The organism is Enterococcus sp. E5-162 (genome assembly GCF_035725965.1).
In the GTDB taxonomy this organism is placed as follows: Bacteria; Bacillota; Bacilli; order Lactobacillales; family Enterococcaceae; genus Enterococcus_B; species Enterococcus_B lactis.
The window spans coordinates 1-20135 of record NZ_JAPRFV010000018.1 but is presented as its reverse complement, the minus strand read 5'-3'; the positions used below and the strand labels follow the sequence as shown (position 1 = coordinate 20135).

Sequence of the window (20135 nt, the reverse complement as noted above, 5' to 3'; positions counted from 1 at the left end):
TGGAGGAGGAAAGTATGAGAATCGCATGTTATGGTGTTCGTCCGAATGAGATCGATTTTTTTGAGCAATTGAATGTTTACCATTATGAACTGAGTCTTTATGAAGAACTACTGACGCATGACAATATTGAATCAGCTAAGGCCCATGACGCTGTACTGCTGAGAGGAAATTGTATAGCAGATGAGATCAATCTTGCAAAAATGCAGAAATATGGGATTCGCTATGTTTTTACCCGAACTGTGGGAGTCAATCATATCAATCTACAAGCGGCAGCTGATTTTGGTATGACAGTAGCCCGTGTACCATCATATTCGCCAAATGCTATAGCAGAATTATCTTTGACTTTTGCCATGATGCTTTTGAGAAATACAGCGTATACGACGATCCGAACATCTTTCAAAGATTTTCGAGTAGATGAACAAATGTTTAGCCGTGAAATCAGAAATTGCACAGTAGGTATCATAGGAACAGGCAGAATAGGATTGACGGAAGCGGTTTTGTTTAAGGGGCTAGGAGCCAAAGTAATCGGTTATGATATCCATCAGACAGAAGCTGCTAAAAAAGTATTGACGTTTCACTCACTCGAAGAATTGTTAGCAAAAAGCGATATCGTCAGTATCCATGTACCTCACATCCCAGGTGAAAACGATCAAATGATCAATGAAGGATTTTTGGCTCAAATGAAAAGAGGCAGTATCTTGATCAATACAGCTCGTGGAGAGCTTCAAGATAATGAAGCTATTTTAAGAGCTTTGAAAAGCAATCATTTAGCTGGTTTTGCAACCGATGTTTTTGCAAATGAAACAGATGTCTTTTTCCGATCCTTCAAGCCATGGGAGACGATTCCAGATCCTGCTATCCAGCAACTAGTAGAATTATACCCTAGAGTTCTTATAACCCCTCATGTAGGTTCAAATACAGATGAGGCATTGTCAAATATGATTTCGACAAGCTTCGAGAACTTCCACGAAATAATAGAAACTGGAAAAACGAAAAATGAGGTATCTCTTCCTAAAGCGCGTCAATTAAAGTAAGGAAACATGGGCACTCATCACTAATACTAATATGTTTAAAAATAGAGGTTGTGAAAAAGCTGCTCTGCATCAAGCAGTAAGAACAATCAGATAAAAATAGCACTCTATATTTTTCATCTGATTGGGATTAGTGCCGTAGATGCAAGCTTTTGAACACCGTTTATTCGGAAAAAAGGCTGTGACAAGACTTTTGTCACAGCCTTTATTTAGTATTAGATAACTCGATGACTCAACAATAATCCGTGAGTTTTTTCCGCCCCTTCTTTGTCAATTCATAACAGGTTAGTGGTCGGCCAATCTCCAAATATCTGATTCTTTCATTCAGTATATCTTGTTCCACCAAAAAATTTAAATATTTCTTGACGGAGATACGTGAAAGTGCACTTTTTTGAGCCAGTTCTTTTGTTGAAAAAATAGTCTCTGCTTTTAGGATAGATGCACAGATTTTTTTTAAAGTCAGTTTTGACAGACCTTTAGGCAAATCAATGAATGAAGGTGCTTCGTGAATGGGAGTAGTATGGTTGAATACTTGATCGATCAATTTCTGATCTGCTTTTTCAGTCGTTTGGATCGTCTGAGAGAAAGCAAGGTATTTTTCAATCGCCAACTGGAAACGTTGCAAAGTGAAGGGTTTGATCAAATAATCTAAGGCACCATATCGAATCACATTTTTTATGGTTTCGATATCATCTGCAGCGGTTATCAAGATCACTGGGATATCATTTCCTTGCTGTCTCAGCCAAGATAAAAAATGGATACCACTTTCGCCAGGCATATATACATCAAGCAACAGCAGATCTGCGTTTTTTTGTCTGAAATATTTTTTTCCTTCTTCTACATTTCTGAAACTTTCGATTACGTTCATATTAGGTATACTTTCCACAAACGTACGATTCAATTCTGCAACCATTGGATCATCTTCAATTATTAAGACATTTGTCATCATTTTGATCTTCCTTTTTTGGTAATTCTAGATAGACGATTGTACCGCCATTTGCTTGTTTGGAAAATTCTAAGATCCCACCGTGACGTTTGACAATTGAATGGATGATATTCAACCCATATCCACGATTGATTCCTTTCGTCGAAAAACCTAGCGTAAATATTTTTTCTGAGATTTCTTCTGATATTCCGACACCGTCATCGCAGACGGTCACGATGAATACTTCCGCTTCTGTGTCATAGTTTAAATGGAGCCGAACCTGTCCGTTTCTTTCAGGCATTTGAAGTACGGCTTCTTTAGCATTATCAAGTAAGTTCCCTAACACTTGCAAAAGTGAATGGATGGAGTCGTCCATCTCCATTTTAGGGATAAAAGAATCGCTTTCTAACAACATTTCAACAGATTGTTCTTTGGCTTCATTTATTTTGCCTAATAAAAAACCGGCAATCGCAGGGACTTTGATCAGATTTGAGACTTGACCGATCTCTTTTTTATAATTTTGATTTAGCTGTTGGATAAAATGGGTGACTTCTTCATACTTCTTCAAGTCAATCAAGCCAGAAATGACGTGAAGTTTATTCATAAATTCATGAGTTTGGGCTCTCATAGAGTTTATATATTGTTTCGTCCCTCCGAGCTCCTCCATTAATTTCATTACTTCTGATCGATTTCGTAAAGTTGCGACTGCTCCTAAAAAACGGTCATTGCTAAAAAGAGGTGTAACGCTAGAAATAGTTTCTATCCCATTTAAATACATGGATTGAGTCCGAACAGTCGTTTGATGATCGATTGTCTCTTTAAACAATACGTCATATAGATTATCGCTGATTTTTTTTCCTACTTCGAAATCCGACAGCCGTTTTGTTTGATAGAAAATATTTTTTGCAGGTGTATTGATCAAGAGGATAGTTTTATCAGAAGAGATGGCCAGTATTCCTTCATCTACTTCATTTTCGATAATCGTTTTTTCGCTTAACTGTTCCGCTATTTCTTGCGGTTCAAGTCCAAGCAGTACTTTTTTCATTTTTTGGGCAAGAAAAACGGCGCCTATGATGCCTACGATAAGCCCGATGATCAATGAAAAAACAATCATTTTTTGTCCATCTTTGACCTGATTGTCGATCGTGTTGTTCGTCAAGCCAACACAAACTGCACCAGTAATCTCTTGATCATAATAAATAGGGACGAAATAACGGAAGCCGAACCCTAACATTCCTTCTTTTTCAGAGAAAAATTCTTGTCCTCCAATCACTTTTTTCACATCTTCATGACTTGAGAAAGGAAGACCGATGTAACTTGGGTCTGCATGAGAATATCGAATGCCTTCAGGGTCCATGACAACAATAAAATCTAAATTCGATGCTACCATGATTTCATTTGTGATTCCTTGAATCACATGTGTCGGATCACCAGTCTGAAGCTTTTTTTGGATGAGTTTATCGCTGGCAACGATTTTAGCGATACTAGAGATTCTATCTGACACACTCGATCGGTTCATCGAAAGAATAAAATTCCTAATCAATATGGCAGAAACAATCAAAGAAACGAATGTGGAGAAACAAACGACAAGAATGATCGTATTTTGGAGCTTTAATGGTTTTTTCTTAAGGAAAGGAAACATAGGCTACCTCGAAAGAATTTATTGTGAAAATTTTAACATGAAAAACAAAAATTAACAAATTGGCATTGATAAATAGATGCTTTCTATGAATAAATACCTTTGAATTGGTGAAAGAAGCTATACAGAATTTTCAAACATTGGTATGATAGACGTAGAAATGGAAGGAGGCGTGTATATGATAGGGGGAATCGCACTTGAGACGATTTATTGGTATACATTGCTGATTTGTGCGGGGTTGGCAGTTCTTTTGATTATTTTTGGAGATGTCTTCGATTTTGATGGCCCACTTGATCCAATGCTTATTATACCCTGGCTAACTTTTACAAGTTTGTTTGGTTTTCTTGGTGAGCGTCTAACGGATCAATCCTCTTTATTTTTATTTATTGCCAGTGGAGCCATATCGACAGTTTTGGTATTTTTGCTTAATTTCTATCTATTGATGCCGATGAAACATGCCGAATCAACGATGTCGTCTTCTGAAAAGACTTTGGAAGGGCAAGTAGCTGTTGTGATCACACCAATCCCTGTACGGGGCATGGGAGAAATCCAATTAAAAAGTGTTACCGGTTCCATCAGTCGTCCTGCTTGTTTCTACAGCCCCCAAGAACAGATAGCGGAGCGGGGAACGAAAGTATTGATCATTGAGATCAAGGAAAGAATCTGTTATGTCATGCCTTATGAAAGCATGATAAAAGCTTAAAGGAGCGTATGTTAAATGGGAATACCAATTGTTTTTATCGCGATCGCAATCGCAGCGTTGATTTTGCTGATGCTACTGATCGTCTTTGTAGCGAAGTACCAAACAGCAAAACCAGATGAAGCGTTGATCATCAGTGGAAGTTATTTAGGAAGCAAAAATGTACACAAAGATGAAAGTAACAACAAAATCAAAATCGTGCGAGGAGGCGGAGCGTTCGTCTTGCCGGTTTTCCAACGTTCGAATCGAATCAGTCTATTATCCAGCAAATTGGACGTTTCTACTCCAGAAGTGTATACAGAACAAGGTGTACCGGTGATGTGTGACGGTACTTCGATCATCAAAATTGGTTCTTCTGTAGAAGAGATTGCTACAGCAGCAGAACAGTTTTTAGGTAAGACTAGAGAAGAATTGGAGAATGAAGCAAGAGAAGTATTGGAAGGTCACTTACGCTCGATTCTAGGTTCTATGACTGTAGAAGAAATCTACCAAAATCGTGATAAGTTCAGTCAAAGCGTACAAGAAGTCGCTTCTGTAGACCTTGCAAAAATGGGATTGATCATTGTTTCTTTCACTATCAAAGAGGTCAGAGACAAAAATGGTTATCTCGACTCTTTAGGGAAACCAAGAATCGCCCAAGTCAAAAGAGATGCAGATATAGCAGAAGCAGAAGCTTTAAAAGAAACGCGTATCAAAAAAGCTCAAGCAGAAAAAGAATCACAAGCAGCTGAATTACAACGACAAACAGAAATTGCAGAATCATTGAAAGAAAAAGAATTGAAACTAGCAACCTACAAACAAGAACAAGATGTTGCTAAAGCGAAAGCAGACCAAGCCTACAACTTGGAAAGTGCCAGAGCACAACAACAAGTAATCGAGCAAGAAATGCAGATCAAAATCATAGAACGTCAAAAACAAATCGAATTGGAAGAAAAAGAAATTACACGTCGAGAAAAGCAATATGATTCGGAAGTGAAGAAAAAAGCAGATGCCGATCGTTACGCTAAAGAACAAGAAGCACAAGCTCAAAAAGTCAAAGAAGTGACCGAAGCCGAAGCCGAACGTTTCCGTGTGGAAGCACTAGCAGAAGCAGAAGCCAATAAGACAAGGTTAGCTGGACAGGCAGAAGCAGAAGCAGCATTAGCAAAAGGAAAAGCAGAAGCCGAAGCAAAACAAAAAATTGCCAATGCCTTCAAGGAATATGGCGAAGCAGCTGTCTTGAGTATGGTTATCGATATGCTACCGCAATTGATGCGCGAAGCAGCACAGCCGCTAGGAAATATCGAAAAAATCTCTGTTGTCGATACAGGAAACAGCTCAGGAGAAACCAGTGGAGCGAACCGAGTGACAAATTATGCCACAAACTTGCTTTCTACTACTCAAGAAACATTAAAAGCGACAACAGGACTTGACTTGAAGGAAATCGTAGAGAATTTGTCGACACGTGGGACTACTAGCCAAGTAAATATGTATGAAGCGCCAAAAGAGGCAGAACAACACGCGATGAAGGAAGAATAAAGTAGTACACTTCACCGATCAATAAAAAATGGAGGAAGACTTTTCAAGTTCTTCTCTCCATTTTTTATGTTATTTCAAAAGAAAATCAGTCCTCGCTATTTTTCTTTTGTTTTTGGATCTTAGCTTCTATCTCTTGTAAACTTGTTCGCAGCAATCGTTCTTTCTTTTGGAGTTCGACCAAATCTTCTGATAGTTCTTCCTTCTTTTCTGTTTCAGGCGGACGAAGAAAGAAATTGATACCAATCGCAATGAATGTTCCTATAAAAGTATCTAGTACTCGTTGGATCGCGTACAAAGCAGATTCACCTTGAGGGATACTCAATGCAATCAGCAATAACGTAGCGATTGCGGAAATGATGCCAGAATTATTGTTGATGCCATCTGACACGACAATTACAATAATTACTAGAATAGGAAGCAGGATCAATTCTACCAAAAAATCATTGTGAAAATAGCTTTTGACAAAAAAATAAATGATAGCTAGTGTACCACCTAATGTGTTGCCAATGATCCTAGATTTTCCAAAAGAAACGGTTGTAGTCAAGTCCTGACGCAAAGAAAAAACAGCAGATAATGCAGCAATCATTGGGATTCCTCGTTGAGTCAAATGAAAAAACAAGATACATAAAAAAACAGCTAAGGCACTTTTGATCGTACGCATACCTAGTCGAAAACGGCCAAATTGCATAGAGATTCTCCTTTTTGGTCTTTTTACTATCATACCTAAACTTTTGTCTGATAGCTAGTTTTTCATTATTCAAGTATAATTAAAATAAAAAAAGGGGGAAGTAAATGCGTATAGGAATGCGAACAGTCAAAACAGTGATCAGTGTCTTCTTTTCGATGGTCACAGCGGGTAGCTTATCGCTGTTGTATTGGCCAGCAGCAGGAATCATTGCATTATTGAGTGTGGGAAATACAAAACGCTCTACATTGCGTACAGGGATGAATCGAATCGCAGCCTTTATACTAGCTACAGCAACAGCGCTGTTCAGTTTTTTTGCTGTTGGGTATACTATTTTTGGCTTCAGTCTTTTTTTATTCCTGTTCATCCCGCTTGCCTCTCGCTTCAAATTAACTGAAGGAATCGTCGTAAATTCGGTTTTGGTCACTCATTATTTAGTGGAGGAAAACATGTCTTGGCAGCTGATCGGCAATGAAGCGGGTTTAATGGCGATTGGATTAGTATTTGCTTTGCTTGCGAATGTCTATATGCCAGATCGTACGAAACAGCTGAAGGAAAACCAAATACAGATCGAAAAAGAATTTCGGAATATCTTGAGACAAATGGCAGAATTTCTTTTATCGGAAAATAAAGGAGATGTGCAGATCAAATGCGAACATTTGCTGACATTCATTCGCGAAAGCCAAGAAGATGCCAGAGAACATCAAGAAAACTACTGGCTCAGACAGCCGCTATACTATGAAACTTATTTCTCTATGAGACGAGCACAGGTCAATGTGATTAAAGACATGTTGGAAAATCTAAAGCGGATCCAACAACCCGCTTATTATGGAAAACATATCTACGGTTTATTGATTTATACGGCAGAAACATTTTCAGAGTCAAATGATGGCAGACAAATCTTAGCACGTATTGAAGAAGTTTATGTATTGTATCGGCAAATGCCTCTGCCGACTAGCCGCCCTGAATTCGAGGACCGAGCAGAATTGTTCCAGTTTTTGCAGTCTTTTAAAAGTTTTATTGAAATCAAGGCAGAATTCTCCCAACAAAAAATCAAAAAATAGAGGTTTTGAATTCAGCTAATACTTAGGTCAAAGCGCTGATTTCACAACCTCTTCCTTAAACGGTGTTCTCCTGCCAACTCCTCGGTCACAAGTCACAATATTCAACAAACATGAGAAGCTGTTTTTTGAAATTGCTCCTTGTGACTCGGAGCTGAACGGCAGGCTCACAACCTCTTGGTAAACAAGCTTGCATCTACTGGAATAAGTCCAGCCAAACGAAAAATAGGAGGAGCTATTTTTGTTTGGCTGTTCTTATTACTTGATGCAGACCAGCTTTTTCACGACCTTTTAAAATTACATATTTTGCCATAAAACTTGCATTTGATCCAAGATGTCGATGACATCTTTTGTCAAGAAGAGAGAACGATTTGGCAAGTCACCTTCGATCATGTGTACCATATTGTTTATTTCGTAATTCATGGCTTCAGAAGTACTTCCGCTTTCGATGAATTCCTTCGTACCGTCTGTAAATAGGATCTCCGCACGATCCGCACGAGGATAATCAGCAATCGTCACATAGCCGTTTTCAAAGGCAACGATCCCGACTTTTGGCATTTTTGCCTGAAAAGTCAAGCTGACAGCAACAAGTTCATTTTCTTTGTTGCGCAAAATAGTGACTGATTGCTCGTCTACGCCTGTTTCAAAAGGGACCATTGTAGAGGCAACTACTTCAGGCTGAGAACTCAAAAAGAAACGAGCAAAAGATACCGCATACGTACCGATATCCAATAGAGCTCCACCAGCTAATTCAGGATTGAAGAATCGGTTTTCTGGATCTGGTTCCTTATAACTGCCGAAAGGTGCTTGGATCATTTTTAAAGCCCCTAGTTTTCCTGTATCCATTATTGAACGTAATTGCTGATAAAGCGGCATGTTGAAGATAGTCATGGCTTCTGCTAAAATCAGATTCTTTTCTTCTGCTAAACGCATAGCGTCAGCTAGTTCTTTTTTGTTCATCGTGATAGCTTTTTCGCATAAGACGTGTTTGCCTGCTTCCAATGCTGCCAAGATATGGTCGATATGCTGTTTATTTGGTACAGCAATGTATATGATGTCGATTTCAGCATCGTCTAACATTTCTTGATAGCTTCCGTAAGCTTTTGGAATATTGTAACGGTGTGCGAATTTTTCCGCTTTTTCTGAAGTTCTGGAAGCAACCGCTGTTAGTTCACTTGTCTCTTGATTGAAGCTTTCGGCAAACTCATGTGCGATGGTACCGAGACCCACGATTCCCCATTGATATTTTTTCATCTGAAAATGCTCCTTCATAGTTAGATTGAGATTCTTTTCTGTCTATTATTATAACAAAAATCACGAAGAATGAAGGGGAGAGGACTTGAAACATTAAAAAAAATGAAAGCAGCGATTTAACAGGTGCTTTTTGACTAAAACTTAAGTAGAATAGTTAAAAGGAGGGGATAAACGTGCATCAAGTATATATTGATCTTATTATGAGTGTATTATTGGAACAGTTTGAAACTGAAAAAAATTTTTTAGATGAATACTTGCTGATCAGCCCAGAACAATGGCAAAAATGGAAAGATGGCGAGAAAAATTTGCCTTCTGAAGCGATGCAGAAAGTAAAAAATCTTTTCACTGATTATGAATGGATGCTTACGCAAAAGATTTTGCGTCAAACGATTATTTTTCCCGAGAAACGAAATATTGCTGTTGCAGAGTATAAACAAATTAAAACACGTATCGCGCAAAAATGGCTAAGCAGCAAAGCAGCAAAAGTCGAGCTGATCCCTTTGAAAAACAATCAGCAGGCTGGTAGATACCTTGACTTGAAAGTAAGTATTCAATATGATGAATGGGGCTATGATGATATTTTGAATTTTCGTTTGCCAGCAGATGTTCAAAAACAGATTGAAGGAGAAAAAATCGAACTTCTTGATTGGGTGAATGAAAATCTGGAAGAAACTTACGTTCATGATACGAACGGGGAACGTGAAGAACAACGAAAGGATTTTTCAAGTGAATAAATTTTTAGGATTTGGAGCAGTTGTGATTATGATCGCAGCAATGGGCTATGTTATTTTTAGCGATGACGACGCGCATGTTCAAGCCGGCAATCAAACGGTCGAACGAACAAGCACCAAAACAACTGCTAGTAAAGAAAAGAACAGTCAAACAACAAGCAGCAAGGCAAAGGACAAAGAAACACAAGATCGTACATCCAAACAATTGCCAGATGTTAAAACAGACGATTGGCAACTAGTTTTGGTTGGTCCAGATCACAAATTAGAAAAAGAAATCGATGAGTCTACTCAATTGGCATCATTGAGTAATGGATATTTGATCGACAAACGCATTGCTCCGGAATATGAAGCATTTGCTAAGGCTGCCGAAGCAGCTGGGTTTCCGTTAGTTATGGTCTCAGCTTACCGGTCTGTATCATCCCAACAACAAGTTTTCGAACAAAATGTCCAAGATGTGATGAGTCGTCAAGGTGTATCAGAAGAGGAGGCGACAAAAATCACTAAAGAAACGATTACGGAGCCAGGATACAGCGAACACCACACAGGTCTGGCAGTCGATGTCGTCGATCAAAACTGGTACAACAGTTATCCTTCTACTGTATTGGATGCAAGTTACGGAGATCAGCCTGGAGCTAAATGGATCGCAGATAATGCTGCCCAGTATGGATTTATCGTTCGTTATCCAAAAGGACGCGAAGATATAACTAAAATCACATATGAACCTTGGCACTTACGTTATGTCGGTAAAGAAAATGCTGAGTATATCACCAAACACCAATTGACGCTAGAAGAATATCTGAATGAATTAAATGAAAAGTAGGAATTGATCATGGCGAAAAAAAAGTGGAAAAAGCAAAAGCGCAAGAACATCCGTTGGCCAGCAGTGGTTGCCGGTGTAGTAGTGATACTCCTAGCCTTTGTTTTTTCCTTGAAGAATCTGTCTTCTCCTTTTACTGATAATCAGCAAGAAAATGAAGCGCAATCCCATCAGCAATTTATTGAACGGCTTGTTCCACATGCCCAAGAACTACAAGATGGTTATGGAGTGCTTCCTAGTATCATTTTAGGACAAGCTATATTAGAATCGAATTGGGGAAAAAGTACCTTGGCTAGCAAATACAATAATCTTTTCGGGATCAAGGCTTATGGGGATCAGAAGAAAGTAAGCCTGGAAACAAAGGAATTTGTTAATGAAGAATGGATAACTATCCAAGGAGACTTCAAAGTGTATGATTCATGGGAACAGTCCATGGATGACCATACACAACTGTTCGTCCAAGGAGTAGATTGGAATCCTGCACTGTATGAAAAAGTGATTACGGCCACCAATTATCAGGAAGCCGCACAAGCATTGCAAGAGGCAGGTTATGCGACAGACCCCGGTTATGCGCAAAAAATCATCCAGGTCATCGAGACGTACCAGTTGAATCAGTATGACCGGAGATAGCAAAGGAGAAGTGGCTGATGGCAGAACAATTTACGCCGGAAATCATGACGGAATTGAGAAAAGATATCGTAAGAGTACCGGAAATCATTTTAGAAGCAAGCGGGATCAAGATATTTGGAAAATTGATTCGTTCGATCATCTTTACTACGGATATCGCAATCATACGAAATACAAATGCAAATGCAGTAATTGCTGTGTATCCTTTTACACCACATCCAGCAATTACTAAAAGTATCATTGAGGCAGCTGATATTCCAGTTTTTTCCGGTGTAGGAGGCGGATTGACACAAGGTGCTCGTTCTTCTTACATGAGCATGTTTGCAGAAGCGCAAGGTTCTTTAGGGGTTGTTTTGAATGGTCCTACGCCTTTAGAGACAGTGAAAGAAGTTTGTCGAGTAGTTGATATCCCAGTTATCAGTACGGTAACATCGAAATATACGGAAATTGATGAAAAGTTAGCAGCTGGTATTTCGATTATCAATATCAGTGCGGGAAAAGAAACTGTAGAAGCAGTACGTCATTTTCGTAAAAAGTATCCTGAACTTCCTATCATTGCGACAGGCGGTCCAACGGAAGAAAGTATTGCTGAGACCATTCAAGCAGGAGCAAATGCCATCACGTATACGCCGCCAAGTAGCGGAGAGCTTTTTAGTCGTAAAATGGAAAAATATCGGGAAACTGAGAAAAAGAATCATGAATAACAGGTGAGAATCAAAAGACGAGGAAGAGCAGATAGTGGCTCTTCCTCGTCTTTTGTACTCCAGTACTATTTGTTCAGAATTCAAAAAAAGAGAAATTTTTTTGTTTTTTTATCTGTAATGTACATAAGAATAGTTAAAATCTTTTGTTATTATTAGCATTCTAACAAAAAAATGTCTTGATTTATTGAAGCGCTTTCTATAGAATGAAAAACGAATAAAAACTAAAAAAGGCACCCGGCAATTTAGTAGCAGCTAAATCACCGGGGCTTGAAAAGTCAGCGGGAACTGACCAATCAAGTTGCCATAGTCAATGCTTGTGCATCAACGTGTATATTGTACCTAATTTCATACAGAATTACTAGTTATTTTTTCTGATTTTTTAGGGAATAATATACGCAGAGTGGCACGCTTATTTAGCTATGTCAAGGATATTGGACGGTTGTCTGATATCCTTTTTCTTTGCGCAATTATCCTCCCATCATTGAAGCAAGAAGCATTTGTAGCAATGGAAAAAAATCAGCACTATCTAATTTTCCTTGAAAGTATTGAGTTGTTCATCCTAGGCAGAACAAAAAGGCAAGCCTTGGTTTTTATTCGCCTTTAAAAAAGAGGATTTTATAAATATATACTGTATAAGAATACAGTATATTGAAAAATGTCAATGGAAGTAGAGGTGTAGGAAATGAAGAAAAAAATGAGAATCATCTTAGCATTAAGTGTTATATTATTATTCTTGACGGCTTGTGGGCAAGAAGAGGACGACGAAAAAATTACGTTGAACATGGCTTGGTGGGGTTCACAAGTTCGACACGATGCAACGGTAAAAGTAATCGAGCTTTACGAAGAAAAAAATCCTCATGTGACGATCGAGTATGAATTCTATGATTATGAAGGATATTACACAAAATTAGGTACGCTAGCAGCATCAAATGATATCTGGGATATTTTTCAATTAAATAATCAATTTCCTCAATACATCAATCAGATTGAACCATTAGATGAATATGTGGAAAAAGGGATAATTGATGTTTCTAATGCGGATGAATCCTATTTGGCAACGACGATTTACGACGGGCAATTAGTTGGACTGTCCAACGGGGTGAACTCGTTTGCGATTGCTTACAATAAAAATATATTTGAACAATTAGGTATCCCTGAACCTGCTTCCAATTGGACATGGGAAGAATTTGAACAAATCAGCTATCAAATTACTGAAGAATTAGGGATTTATGCTATTTCAAGGTTCGAAGATTTTATAGCTGGCTGTATTATTCAAATACCGCAAGTTGAGAAAGGATTGAATTTTTATAATCAGGAGGATTTATCTAACAGTTTGGGATTCGAAAATCCGGATTATTTAACAGATTTTTTCCAGCTGCGTAAAAATCTGGTAGACAAAGGTGCCCATCCAGAACCGGGTGGTGGAGCTGCAAGTACGACAGATCTGTCTTTTCAGGCAGTTAGAGATAGCGAAGCAGCGATGGTTTTTCTATCAAGTAACCAGTTGACAGAAATTTTGTCAGGCGCTCCTGAAGATATGGAAATTCGATTGATTAATCCTCCTCGCAGAAAAGCAGATGGAGAATCTGGTATTCCATTACGTTCTTCGCAAATGCTGAGTATGGCAAAAAATTCAGCACACAAAGAAGAAGCGGCTAAATTTATTGATTTCTTCCAAAACAGTGAAGAAGCCAATGAGATTTTAAAAGGAGAACGCGGTGTACCAATCATGTCCAATATTCGAGAACAACTCGCTCAGACAGATGATACAACTTTACAAGCGACATTCGACTATTTAGAAATGATATCCGATATGGACAACGGTGAAGTAAATGTTTTTGATAGCGCTTTAAATCCAGAAATCCAAGATCAATACAATCTTTTAGTAGAAAAAGTTATCTATGAAGAAATGACGGCAGAAGAAGCAGCAGAGAGTTTTTATGAGTTTGCTTCAAACGTTCTGGAATAGTAACAGGAGGAAAGCATGAAAAAAGAAAAACTAAAACGATTCATGAATCAAGATAACGTGGTCGGTTACGTATTTGCTTCTCCATTTATTCTAGGATTTCTATTGATAACGGTAATACCGATGATCTTGTCTCTTTATTATTCGTTTACCGATTATCGTCTGGGGAATCCAGTCTCATGGATCGGCTTGGATAATTATATAAAAATGCTAAGTGATGCTCGTTTTTTGAACTCCATCCGAGTCACTTTTCTCTATGTATTCGCCTCTGTGCCTGTGAAACTGATCTTTGGTCTATTGATTGCTTATCTTTTAACGAGAAATATCAAAGGGACGACTTTCTTTCGTTCTTTGTATTATGTACCTAGTTTGATTGGCGGCAGTATTTCTATTGCTCTAGTGTGGCGAGAATTATTTTCTAAAAATGGATTAGTGAATATTTTTCTAGAACGCCTAGGCGCACCAGCACTTTCCTGGTTTGGCGATCAAAAATTGGTCATGATCCCTCTTGTTTTGATGTCTGCTTGGCAATTCGGTTCGGCAATGATCATCTTTGCTGCAGGTATCAAAGAGATCCCAGCCTCGTATTATGAAGCGGCAGAGATCGATGGAGCGAATAAATGGCAGTCGTTTTACAAGATCACGCTACCTCTTCTTTCGCCAATCATTTTGTATAACTTAGTCATGCAGACGATTGCAGCGTTTATGACTTTCACGCAAGCGTTCATCATTACCCAAGGTGGTCCGAATGATGCCACGAACTTTTATGCTCTTTATGTGTATAACCAAGCATTCTCTTTTAATTCTATGGGGTATGCTAGTGCTATTTCGTGGATCATGCTGTTGATCATGGGTGCTGTCACCTTTCTGATTTTTAAATCATCAAAAAAATGGGTCGTTGTGTGAACGGGGGGAGGAAAAAATGAATAAAACAGTAATGAAATGGTTCCAGTACGGGTTTATTTTGCTATTAGGTCTAGTCATGATTTATCCAGTCTTGTGGATGATTGCAGGTTCTTTTAAAACGGATCAAGAGATTCTGAGTGGTTCACTGAATTTGATTCCAGAAACTTTTCGATGGGAAAATTACGCAGAAGGATGGGCAGGTTTTGCTGGAATCTCATTTTTCACGTTCTTTAAGAATTCGTTTGTCATTTCTGCGGTATCAACGATTGGGACAGTGCTGAGCTCGACTTGTATTGCTTACGCATTATCGAGGATCGATTTCAAAGGAAAAAGGTTTTGGTTCGTCGTCATGTTAGTAACGATGATGATTCCTGCACAAGTGATTTTGATTCCGCAGTTTATTATTTACAATCGGCTAAATTTGGTTGGTACGTATGTGCCGCTGATTTTACCGCACTTTTTTGGACAAGCATTTTTTATTTATCAGATCATGCAATTCATGGTCGGCATCCCTAAAGAGTTAGATGAATCTGCGATTATTGACGGATGCAGCAAATATAGTGTCTTTACCAAAATTATTTTTCCTTTGCTAAAACCTTCGATCATCACCACGATCATTATCCAGTTTTATTGGAAATGGGATGATTTTATGGGACCGCTGATCTATTTGAACAAGCCGAGATCTTATACCGTATCGATTGCCATCAAATTATTTGCAGATGCTGGATCTAGCACGACTTACGCCAGTATGTTTGCGATGTCTACGCTGTCTCTGCTGCCGGTTTTTTTGATTTTCTTATTCTTCAATAAATATCTCGTCCAAGGAATCAGTACAAGCGGCTTGAAAGGCTGAAGATGAAAAAGCCAATAGAGGAGATGTTTCTTTACAAGATCAACTACTATTTCTGTCGGATTTTTTTAACCAGTCTTATCAGTCATGGTCTTTTTGCTTTTTTCCTAGGATGTTTTTTCACTTTAGGATTAACGCTTTCTGCTCATGTTGTCTATCTGATTTATTTTTTGATGATGTATCCTGCTTATTATCTATCTGCCCATTATTTGGCGGAAAGGAAGGTAGGTTGGCGGAAAGAAAAAATCAAAAGGTCATGTTTCATTGTTGCGTTGTTTCAGCTGTTCGTTCTTATTTTTGCAGCTGATTGGTATTTGTTCATAGAAAAGGCTGATGCTTGGTATCTGATTCCTTTTCTATTGTGTCTGTTGCTTTTTGTATCCCATGGTTTTTTTAGTACGCTAATTGATGTCTGCAAAGAAGAAAAAGCAGATAGTCTTATTTATTTGATCAAAAGAAATATCTGGCTGTTGTCAAAAAACGTCAAAGGGTTTCTGTGGTATTTTTGTCTTTTGTATGGGCTGTTTTGGTGTATACAATATGATCTGTTACTTACTGCATTGTTGTATCCCGGACTGCCGTTTGTCACAGCATGCTGGTTAAAAGAAAAGGAGAATGAGTTCAAATGAAGAAAAAATATGTACAAGTCGGTCTTGGCGGAAGAGCGCGCTTTTTTTATGAGGCAATTGCCTCTACGTATCATCGAACTTGTGAACTGGTCGGTTTTTGTGATGTGTCTCAAACAAGAATGGATTATGCAAATCGAGTACTTGTGAATAAGTATGGACAGAAGAAAGTAAAGACATCTATGCCATCGCAATTTGAACAGCTACTGGATGATGTACGGCCAGATGAAGTCATTATCACGTCAGTAGATCGAACGCATCATGATTATATCATTCGTGCAATGAGAAAAGGGTATGATGTTATTTGCGAAAAACCTCTGACTATTGATGAGGAAAAAGCGCAAGAAATAATAACTGTCCAAAAACAAACGCGAAGGAATCTGCGAGTCACTTTCAATTATCGTTATGCGCCATATCACACGAAGATAAAGGAACTGCTGGAAAAAGACATAATCGGCGATGTTTTCTCTATCCACTTTGAATGGTTGCTGAATACGCAGCACGGGGCAGATTATTTCAGAAGATGGCATCGAAATAAACACAATAGTGGCGGACTTCTCGTGCACAAATCTACCCATCATTTTGATCTGGTGAACTTTTGGTTGAGTAGCCAGCCAAAAAAGGTATTCGCATTTGGTGGATTGAATTTTTATGGAATGCATAATGCGGAAAAACGCGGAGTAGAAACATTTTACAGTCGATGCTATGGAAGCGAACTAGCCAAAAATGATCCATTTGCTATAGATCTATCAGCCAATGAGGAATTACGAGAAATGTATTTGGAAGCAGAAGAAGACAGTGGATACATTCGTGATCGCAGTGTATTTTCCGATGATATTTCTATTGAAGATACGTTAGGAGTGACGGTCAAATACGAGACCGATACGATATTGACGTATTCGCTAAATGCGTATATGCCGTGGGAAGGATTCAATGTTTCTTTTAATGGCAGCAAAGGACGGATCGAAATGAAAGTGATCGAAAAGTCCTATATCAACGCTGGTGGAGATAAAAAAGATGAGGGAGCAGCCGTTCTTCAGTCCATCCAGGTCTATCCGATGTTCGGTAAACCCTATGAGGTAATCGTTGAACAAGAAGCAGGTGGACATGGCGGAGGAGATCCACGTTTGTTGGATGATCTATTTGGCGAAGTAAAGGAAGAAGATCCGTGGAATCGAGCAGCAACTCACGTAGATGGTATCCTGTCGATTTTGACAGGAATCGCAGCGAATCACTCTATTGCTTCAGGAAAAGCAGTGGCGATTGACGAACTTGTCAACTTCAAGGAATAAGAAGGAATTTACGAAAATTATTTCCTGTACGTTATAAATCTGTGCGCTATTGCCGTAGATTGTCTTTGGAACACTATTTATTCGAAAAAGGGGTTGTGACACGTTTTTTTCACAATCCTTTTTGTGTGAAATAGAATTTTTGGATAAGTGAAAATAAAAACAACTATTTAAACCCGAACAAAAAAGAGTAATGCATTAAAAAACATTAGATTTTACAAAAAAATAAGTAAACCACGTTGTCAGTTTCAGAAAGTAGTGTTAGACTATTTTCAATATTTGAAACAACATTCTTTATTCAAATATGTCAAACTGCCTTCACGTGCAAAACAGTTGCAAGAAAATGATTTTACACTATTATTAGTTTTACATACCTACTTATATATCGTCATAATATGGATGACAGTTTCTAGCCAGTACCGTAAATGCTGGACTATAAGTAAAAGATTGGCTATTTCACCCTTCTTTTCTTATGATAAAGTGGAGGGTGTTTTTCTTTAACAGAAACATAGTAGGTTTTTGCACAAAAGCGGTTTTTTGGTATTAATAAATGATAAAGGAGCAAATAAAGTGAAAGAATTAGTTGAACGTATTCAAAAAGACGGACGTATATTAGGCGAGGGCGTACTAAAAGTCGACAGTTTCGTCACTCACCAAGTAGACCCTGTATTGATGGAACAAATGGGGCAACGGTTTGCAGAAGTATTTAAAGAACAAGGAATCACGAAAGTTGTGACCATTGAAGCTTCTGGGATCGCACCAGCTTTATTTGCTGCAAAAGAATTAGGTGTTCCAATGATCTTCGCCAGAAAAGCCAAAAGCTTGACGATGGATGAAGAATTATTGACGGCTTCTGTTTATTCTTTTACGAAACAAGTGACAAGTACGATTTCTATTTCTCGTAAATTCTTGTCTTCAGAAGATAAAGTATTGATTATTGACGATTTCTTGGCAAACGGACAAGCGGCAAAAGGATTGATTGAATTATGCCAGCAAGCTGGAGCTCAAGTAGAAGGAATTGGGATCGTCATTGAAAAGTCTTTCCAAGATGGACGTCAGTTGCTTGAAGAAATGGGATTGAGAGTCGTTTCTCTTGCACGTATCGCTTCCTTGACGAATGGACAAGTTGAGTTTCTTGAGGAGGACGCATAATCGTGGAAAAAGAAACACAAAATGGAAAAGCCGCGGTTTTAGGGCTGCAGCATCTGTTAGCGATGTATGCAGGAGCAGTAGCGGTGCCTCTTTTGATCGGTACAGGACTAGGCTTTAATCAAGAACAGATGACTTACTTGATTTCAATTGATATCTTTATGTGTGGATTAGCAACATTATTGCAATTGACCGTTAACCGATTTTTCGGAATTGGCTTGCCTGTTGTTTTAGGATGTGCGATCCAAGCAGTAGCTCCGCTGATCTTGATCGGAACTAATGAAGGAGTAGGAGCTATTTATGGATCTATTATCGCTTCAGGTATCTTTGTTGTGTTAGTTTCAGGTATCTTTTCTAAAATCAAGAAATTATTCCCGCCTTTAGTAACAGGAACGGTTATCACCGTTATTGGTTTGACATTGATTCCAGTAGCAATTGAAAAAATGGGTGGCGGTAATGCAACAGCGGCTGATTTTGGTGACAAAACAAATCTACTACTTGCATTTGTGACGATTCTCCTCATTGTAGGTGTGCAAATGTTGGCAAAAGGATTCATTCGTTCCATCGCGGTATTGATTGGTTTAGTCGGTGGAAGCATCTTAGCTGCTTTCATGGGAATGATCGATCTGAGTGCGATTGGAGATGCACCATTGTTCCATGTCCCACAACCCTTTTATTTTGGTAAGCCAACTTTTGATGTATGGTCGATTTTACTGATGATCATCATTTCTATGGTCAGTATGGTAGAATCAACGGGTGTATATTTTGCGCTTGGGGACATTACTGGAAAGAATGTTGGAGAAGAAGAATTGAAAAAAGGATATCGTGCAGAAGGACTTGCCGTTATCTTAGGCGGTATTTTCAATACATTCCCTTACACAGGCTTTTCTCAAAATGTCGGATTGGTTCAACTTTCGGGAATCAAAACGAGAAAACCTATTTACTTCTCTGCGTTCTTCTTGATTGTTTTAGGATTATTCCCTAAAATTGGTGCGTTAGCACAAATCATTCCTGAGCCGGTACTTGGTGGAGGAATGTTAGTCATGTTCGGGATGGTGGCAGTCCAAGGAATCCGTATGCTGTTGGAAGTTGATTTCAGTAATGATAAAAATCTATTGATTGTTGCTGTTTCTGTTGGATTTGGGCTAGGTTTCAATATTACGCCGACACTATTCAGTCAAATGCCTCAAACATTGCAAATGTTCACTGGCAATGGCATCGTAATGAGTAGTATTACGGCTATCATATTGAATCTGATCTTTAATGGTTTAAAAAAAGATGAAGAAATAGTAGAAGAAGCCTTCAAAAAATAATGAAGTAAAAGAAAAGTTGCGAAACCAGCGTTTTGAGTGAATATCGAGGGTCAGCTGTTTGAATACCATTTATACTAAAAAAAGGATGTGACATCACTTTTGTCACGTCCTTTTTCCTACGATTAGTCAAGTAAAAGGTGCAAGAAAAATAGCTCGTAACGAAAGCGACAAAATCAAGGCACACCAAATAAAGCCCCGTTCGTAAAAAAATTTTCGTTCTGGGCAAAGAAGTGGTATACTGTAAGTGGTTTAGTTAATGGTCCACTGAGACCGCGTACGCATAGTCGTACTCTGTATGTGCCCTAACCATAGCGTGCATACATTTCAGAAGCTTGTTCATACAA

19 protein-coding genes and 1 riboswitch are annotated in these 20135 nt (G+C 38.5%); of the genes, 15 read left to right on the top strand and 4 right to left on the bottom strand.

All coding sequences use genetic code 11. The features are described from left to right. The first annotated feature begins 14 nt into the window (after positions 1-14). Positions 15-1034, top strand: a complete 1020-nt coding sequence (locus OZZ83_RS13565) for a 2-hydroxyacid dehydrogenase (protein ID WP_002309512.1) — start codon at positions 15-17, stop codon at positions 1032-1034. Positions 1035-1263: 229 nt separating this feature from the next. On the opposite strand, the gene OZZ83_RS13560 is transcribed toward OZZ83_RS13565, so the two are convergent. Continuing rightward, positions 1264-1980 carry a response regulator gene (locus tag OZZ83_RS13560; protein ID WP_002345062.1) on the bottom strand — a complete coding sequence of 239 codons (717 nt, stop codon included), beginning with the start codon at positions 1978-1980 and terminating at the stop codon, positions 1264-1266. Continuing rightward, a complete protein-coding gene (locus OZZ83_RS13555) occupies positions 1955-3598 on the bottom strand; it encodes an ATP-binding protein (protein ID WP_278023873.1) in 1644 nt (547 codons plus the stop codon). Before OZZ83_RS13555 ends, OZZ83_RS13560 begins: the two co-directional genes overlap by 26 nt. Before the next feature lie 175 nt (positions 3599-3773). On the opposite strand from OZZ83_RS13555, the gene OZZ83_RS13550 reads away from it, so the two are divergent. Together OZZ83_RS13550 and OZZ83_RS13545 are read left to right on the top strand one after the other, a co-directional pair. Continuing rightward, positions 3774-4298: an NfeD family protein gene (locus OZZ83_RS13550; RefSeq protein ID WP_002292922.1), complete on the top strand. Its 525-nt coding sequence runs from the start codon at positions 3774-3776 to the stop codon at positions 4296-4298. A gap of 15 nt (positions 4299-4313) precedes the next feature. Next, positions 4314-5813, top strand: a complete 1500-nt coding sequence (locus OZZ83_RS13545; protein WP_002309508.1) for a flotillin family protein — start codon at positions 4314-4316, stop codon at positions 5811-5813. Positions 5814-5898: 85 nt separating this feature from the next. Here the strand turns inward: OZZ83_RS13545 and OZZ83_RS13540 are convergent, their stop codons facing one another. Next, complete coding sequence (locus tag OZZ83_RS13540; RefSeq protein ID WP_002292924.1) at positions 5899-6501, bottom strand: FUSC family protein; 603 nt, start codon at positions 6499-6501, stop codon at positions 5899-5901. 104 nt (positions 6502-6605) lie between these two features. Here OZZ83_RS13540 and OZZ83_RS13535 point away from each other — a divergent pair, with 104 nt between their 5' ends. Continuing rightward, complete coding sequence (locus OZZ83_RS13535) at positions 6606-7562, top strand: aromatic acid exporter family protein (RefSeq protein ID WP_002313853.1); 957 nt, start codon at positions 6606-6608, stop codon at positions 7560-7562. Positions 7563-7856: 294 nt separating this feature from the next. On the opposite strand, the gene OZZ83_RS13530 is transcribed toward OZZ83_RS13535, so the two are convergent. Further along, on the bottom strand, positions 7857-8813 hold the full coding sequence (locus tag OZZ83_RS13530) for a Gfo/Idh/MocA family protein (RefSeq protein ID WP_278023875.1): 957 nt from the start codon (positions 8811-8813) through the stop codon (positions 7857-7859). A gap of 173 nt (positions 8814-8986) precedes the next feature. On the opposite strand from OZZ83_RS13530, the gene OZZ83_RS13525 reads away from it, so the two are divergent. The 11 genes from OZZ83_RS13525 to OZZ83_RS13475 all read left to right on the top strand — a co-directional run bounded on the left by OZZ83_RS13525 (position 8987) and on the right by OZZ83_RS13475 (position 19791). Continuing rightward, positions 8987-9547: a hypothetical protein gene (locus OZZ83_RS13525; RefSeq protein ID WP_002293272.1), complete on the top strand. Its 561-nt coding sequence runs from the start codon at positions 8987-8989 to the stop codon at positions 9545-9547. Continuing rightward, positions 9540-10364 (top strand): M15 family metallopeptidase, encoded by an 825-nt coding sequence (locus tag OZZ83_RS13520; RefSeq protein WP_002344160.1) that lies wholly within the window; start codon positions 9540-9542, stop codon positions 10362-10364. Before OZZ83_RS13525 ends, OZZ83_RS13520 begins: the two co-directional genes overlap by 8 nt. A 9-nt stretch (positions 10365-10373) precedes the next feature. Then, positions 10374-10991 carry a glycoside hydrolase family 73 protein gene (locus OZZ83_RS13515; protein ID WP_002309502.1) on the top strand — a complete coding sequence of 206 codons (618 nt, stop codon included), beginning with the start codon at positions 10374-10376 and terminating at the stop codon, positions 10989-10991. A 17-nt stretch (positions 10992-11008) separates the two neighbouring features. Further along, positions 11009-11692 carry a hypothetical protein gene (locus OZZ83_RS13510; protein ID WP_002316196.1) on the top strand — a complete coding sequence of 228 codons (684 nt, stop codon included), beginning with the start codon at positions 11009-11011 and terminating at the stop codon, positions 11690-11692. A gap of 682 nt (positions 11693-12374) precedes the next feature. Next, complete coding sequence (locus tag OZZ83_RS13505) at positions 12375-13661, top strand: ABC transporter substrate-binding protein (protein WP_002309499.1); 1287 nt, start codon at positions 12375-12377, stop codon at positions 13659-13661. A gap of 15 nt (positions 13662-13676) precedes the next feature. Further along, positions 13677-14564 (top strand): carbohydrate ABC transporter permease, encoded by an 888-nt coding sequence (locus OZZ83_RS13500; protein WP_002313850.1) that lies wholly within the window; start codon positions 13677-13679, stop codon positions 14562-14564. Positions 14565-14580: 16 nt separating this feature from the next. Next, the gene (locus tag OZZ83_RS13495; RefSeq protein ID WP_002292245.1) at positions 14581-15417 is read left to right on the top strand and encodes a carbohydrate ABC transporter permease; all 837 of its coding nucleotides are present in this window, start codon (positions 14581-14583) and stop codon (positions 15415-15417) included. A gap of 2 nt (positions 15418-15419) precedes the next feature. After that, positions 15420-16043: a hypothetical protein gene (locus tag OZZ83_RS13490; RefSeq protein WP_002313849.1), complete on the top strand. Its 624-nt coding sequence runs from the start codon at positions 15420-15422 to the stop codon at positions 16041-16043. Continuing rightward, complete coding sequence (locus OZZ83_RS13485) at positions 16040-17332, top strand: Gfo/Idh/MocA family oxidoreductase (RefSeq protein ID WP_325066094.1); 1293 nt, start codon at positions 16040-16042, stop codon at positions 17330-17332. The genes OZZ83_RS13490 and OZZ83_RS13485 overlap by 4 nt, the downstream gene beginning before the upstream one ends. A 355-nt stretch (positions 17333-17687) precedes the next feature. Continuing rightward, positions 17688-17785, top strand: a riboswitch (purine riboswitch). A gap of 114 nt (positions 17786-17899) precedes the next feature. Continuing rightward, positions 17900-18481 (top strand): xanthine phosphoribosyltransferase, encoded by a 582-nt coding sequence (locus OZZ83_RS13480; protein ID WP_002292242.1) that lies wholly within the window; start codon positions 17900-17902, stop codon positions 18479-18481. A 2-nt stretch (positions 18482-18483) separates the two neighbouring features. Then, on the top strand, positions 18484-19791 hold the full coding sequence (locus OZZ83_RS13475) for a nucleobase:cation symporter-2 family protein (RefSeq protein WP_002292241.1): 1308 nt from the start codon (positions 18484-18486) through the stop codon (positions 19789-19791). The last annotated feature ends 344 nt before the right edge of the window (positions 19792-20135 follow it).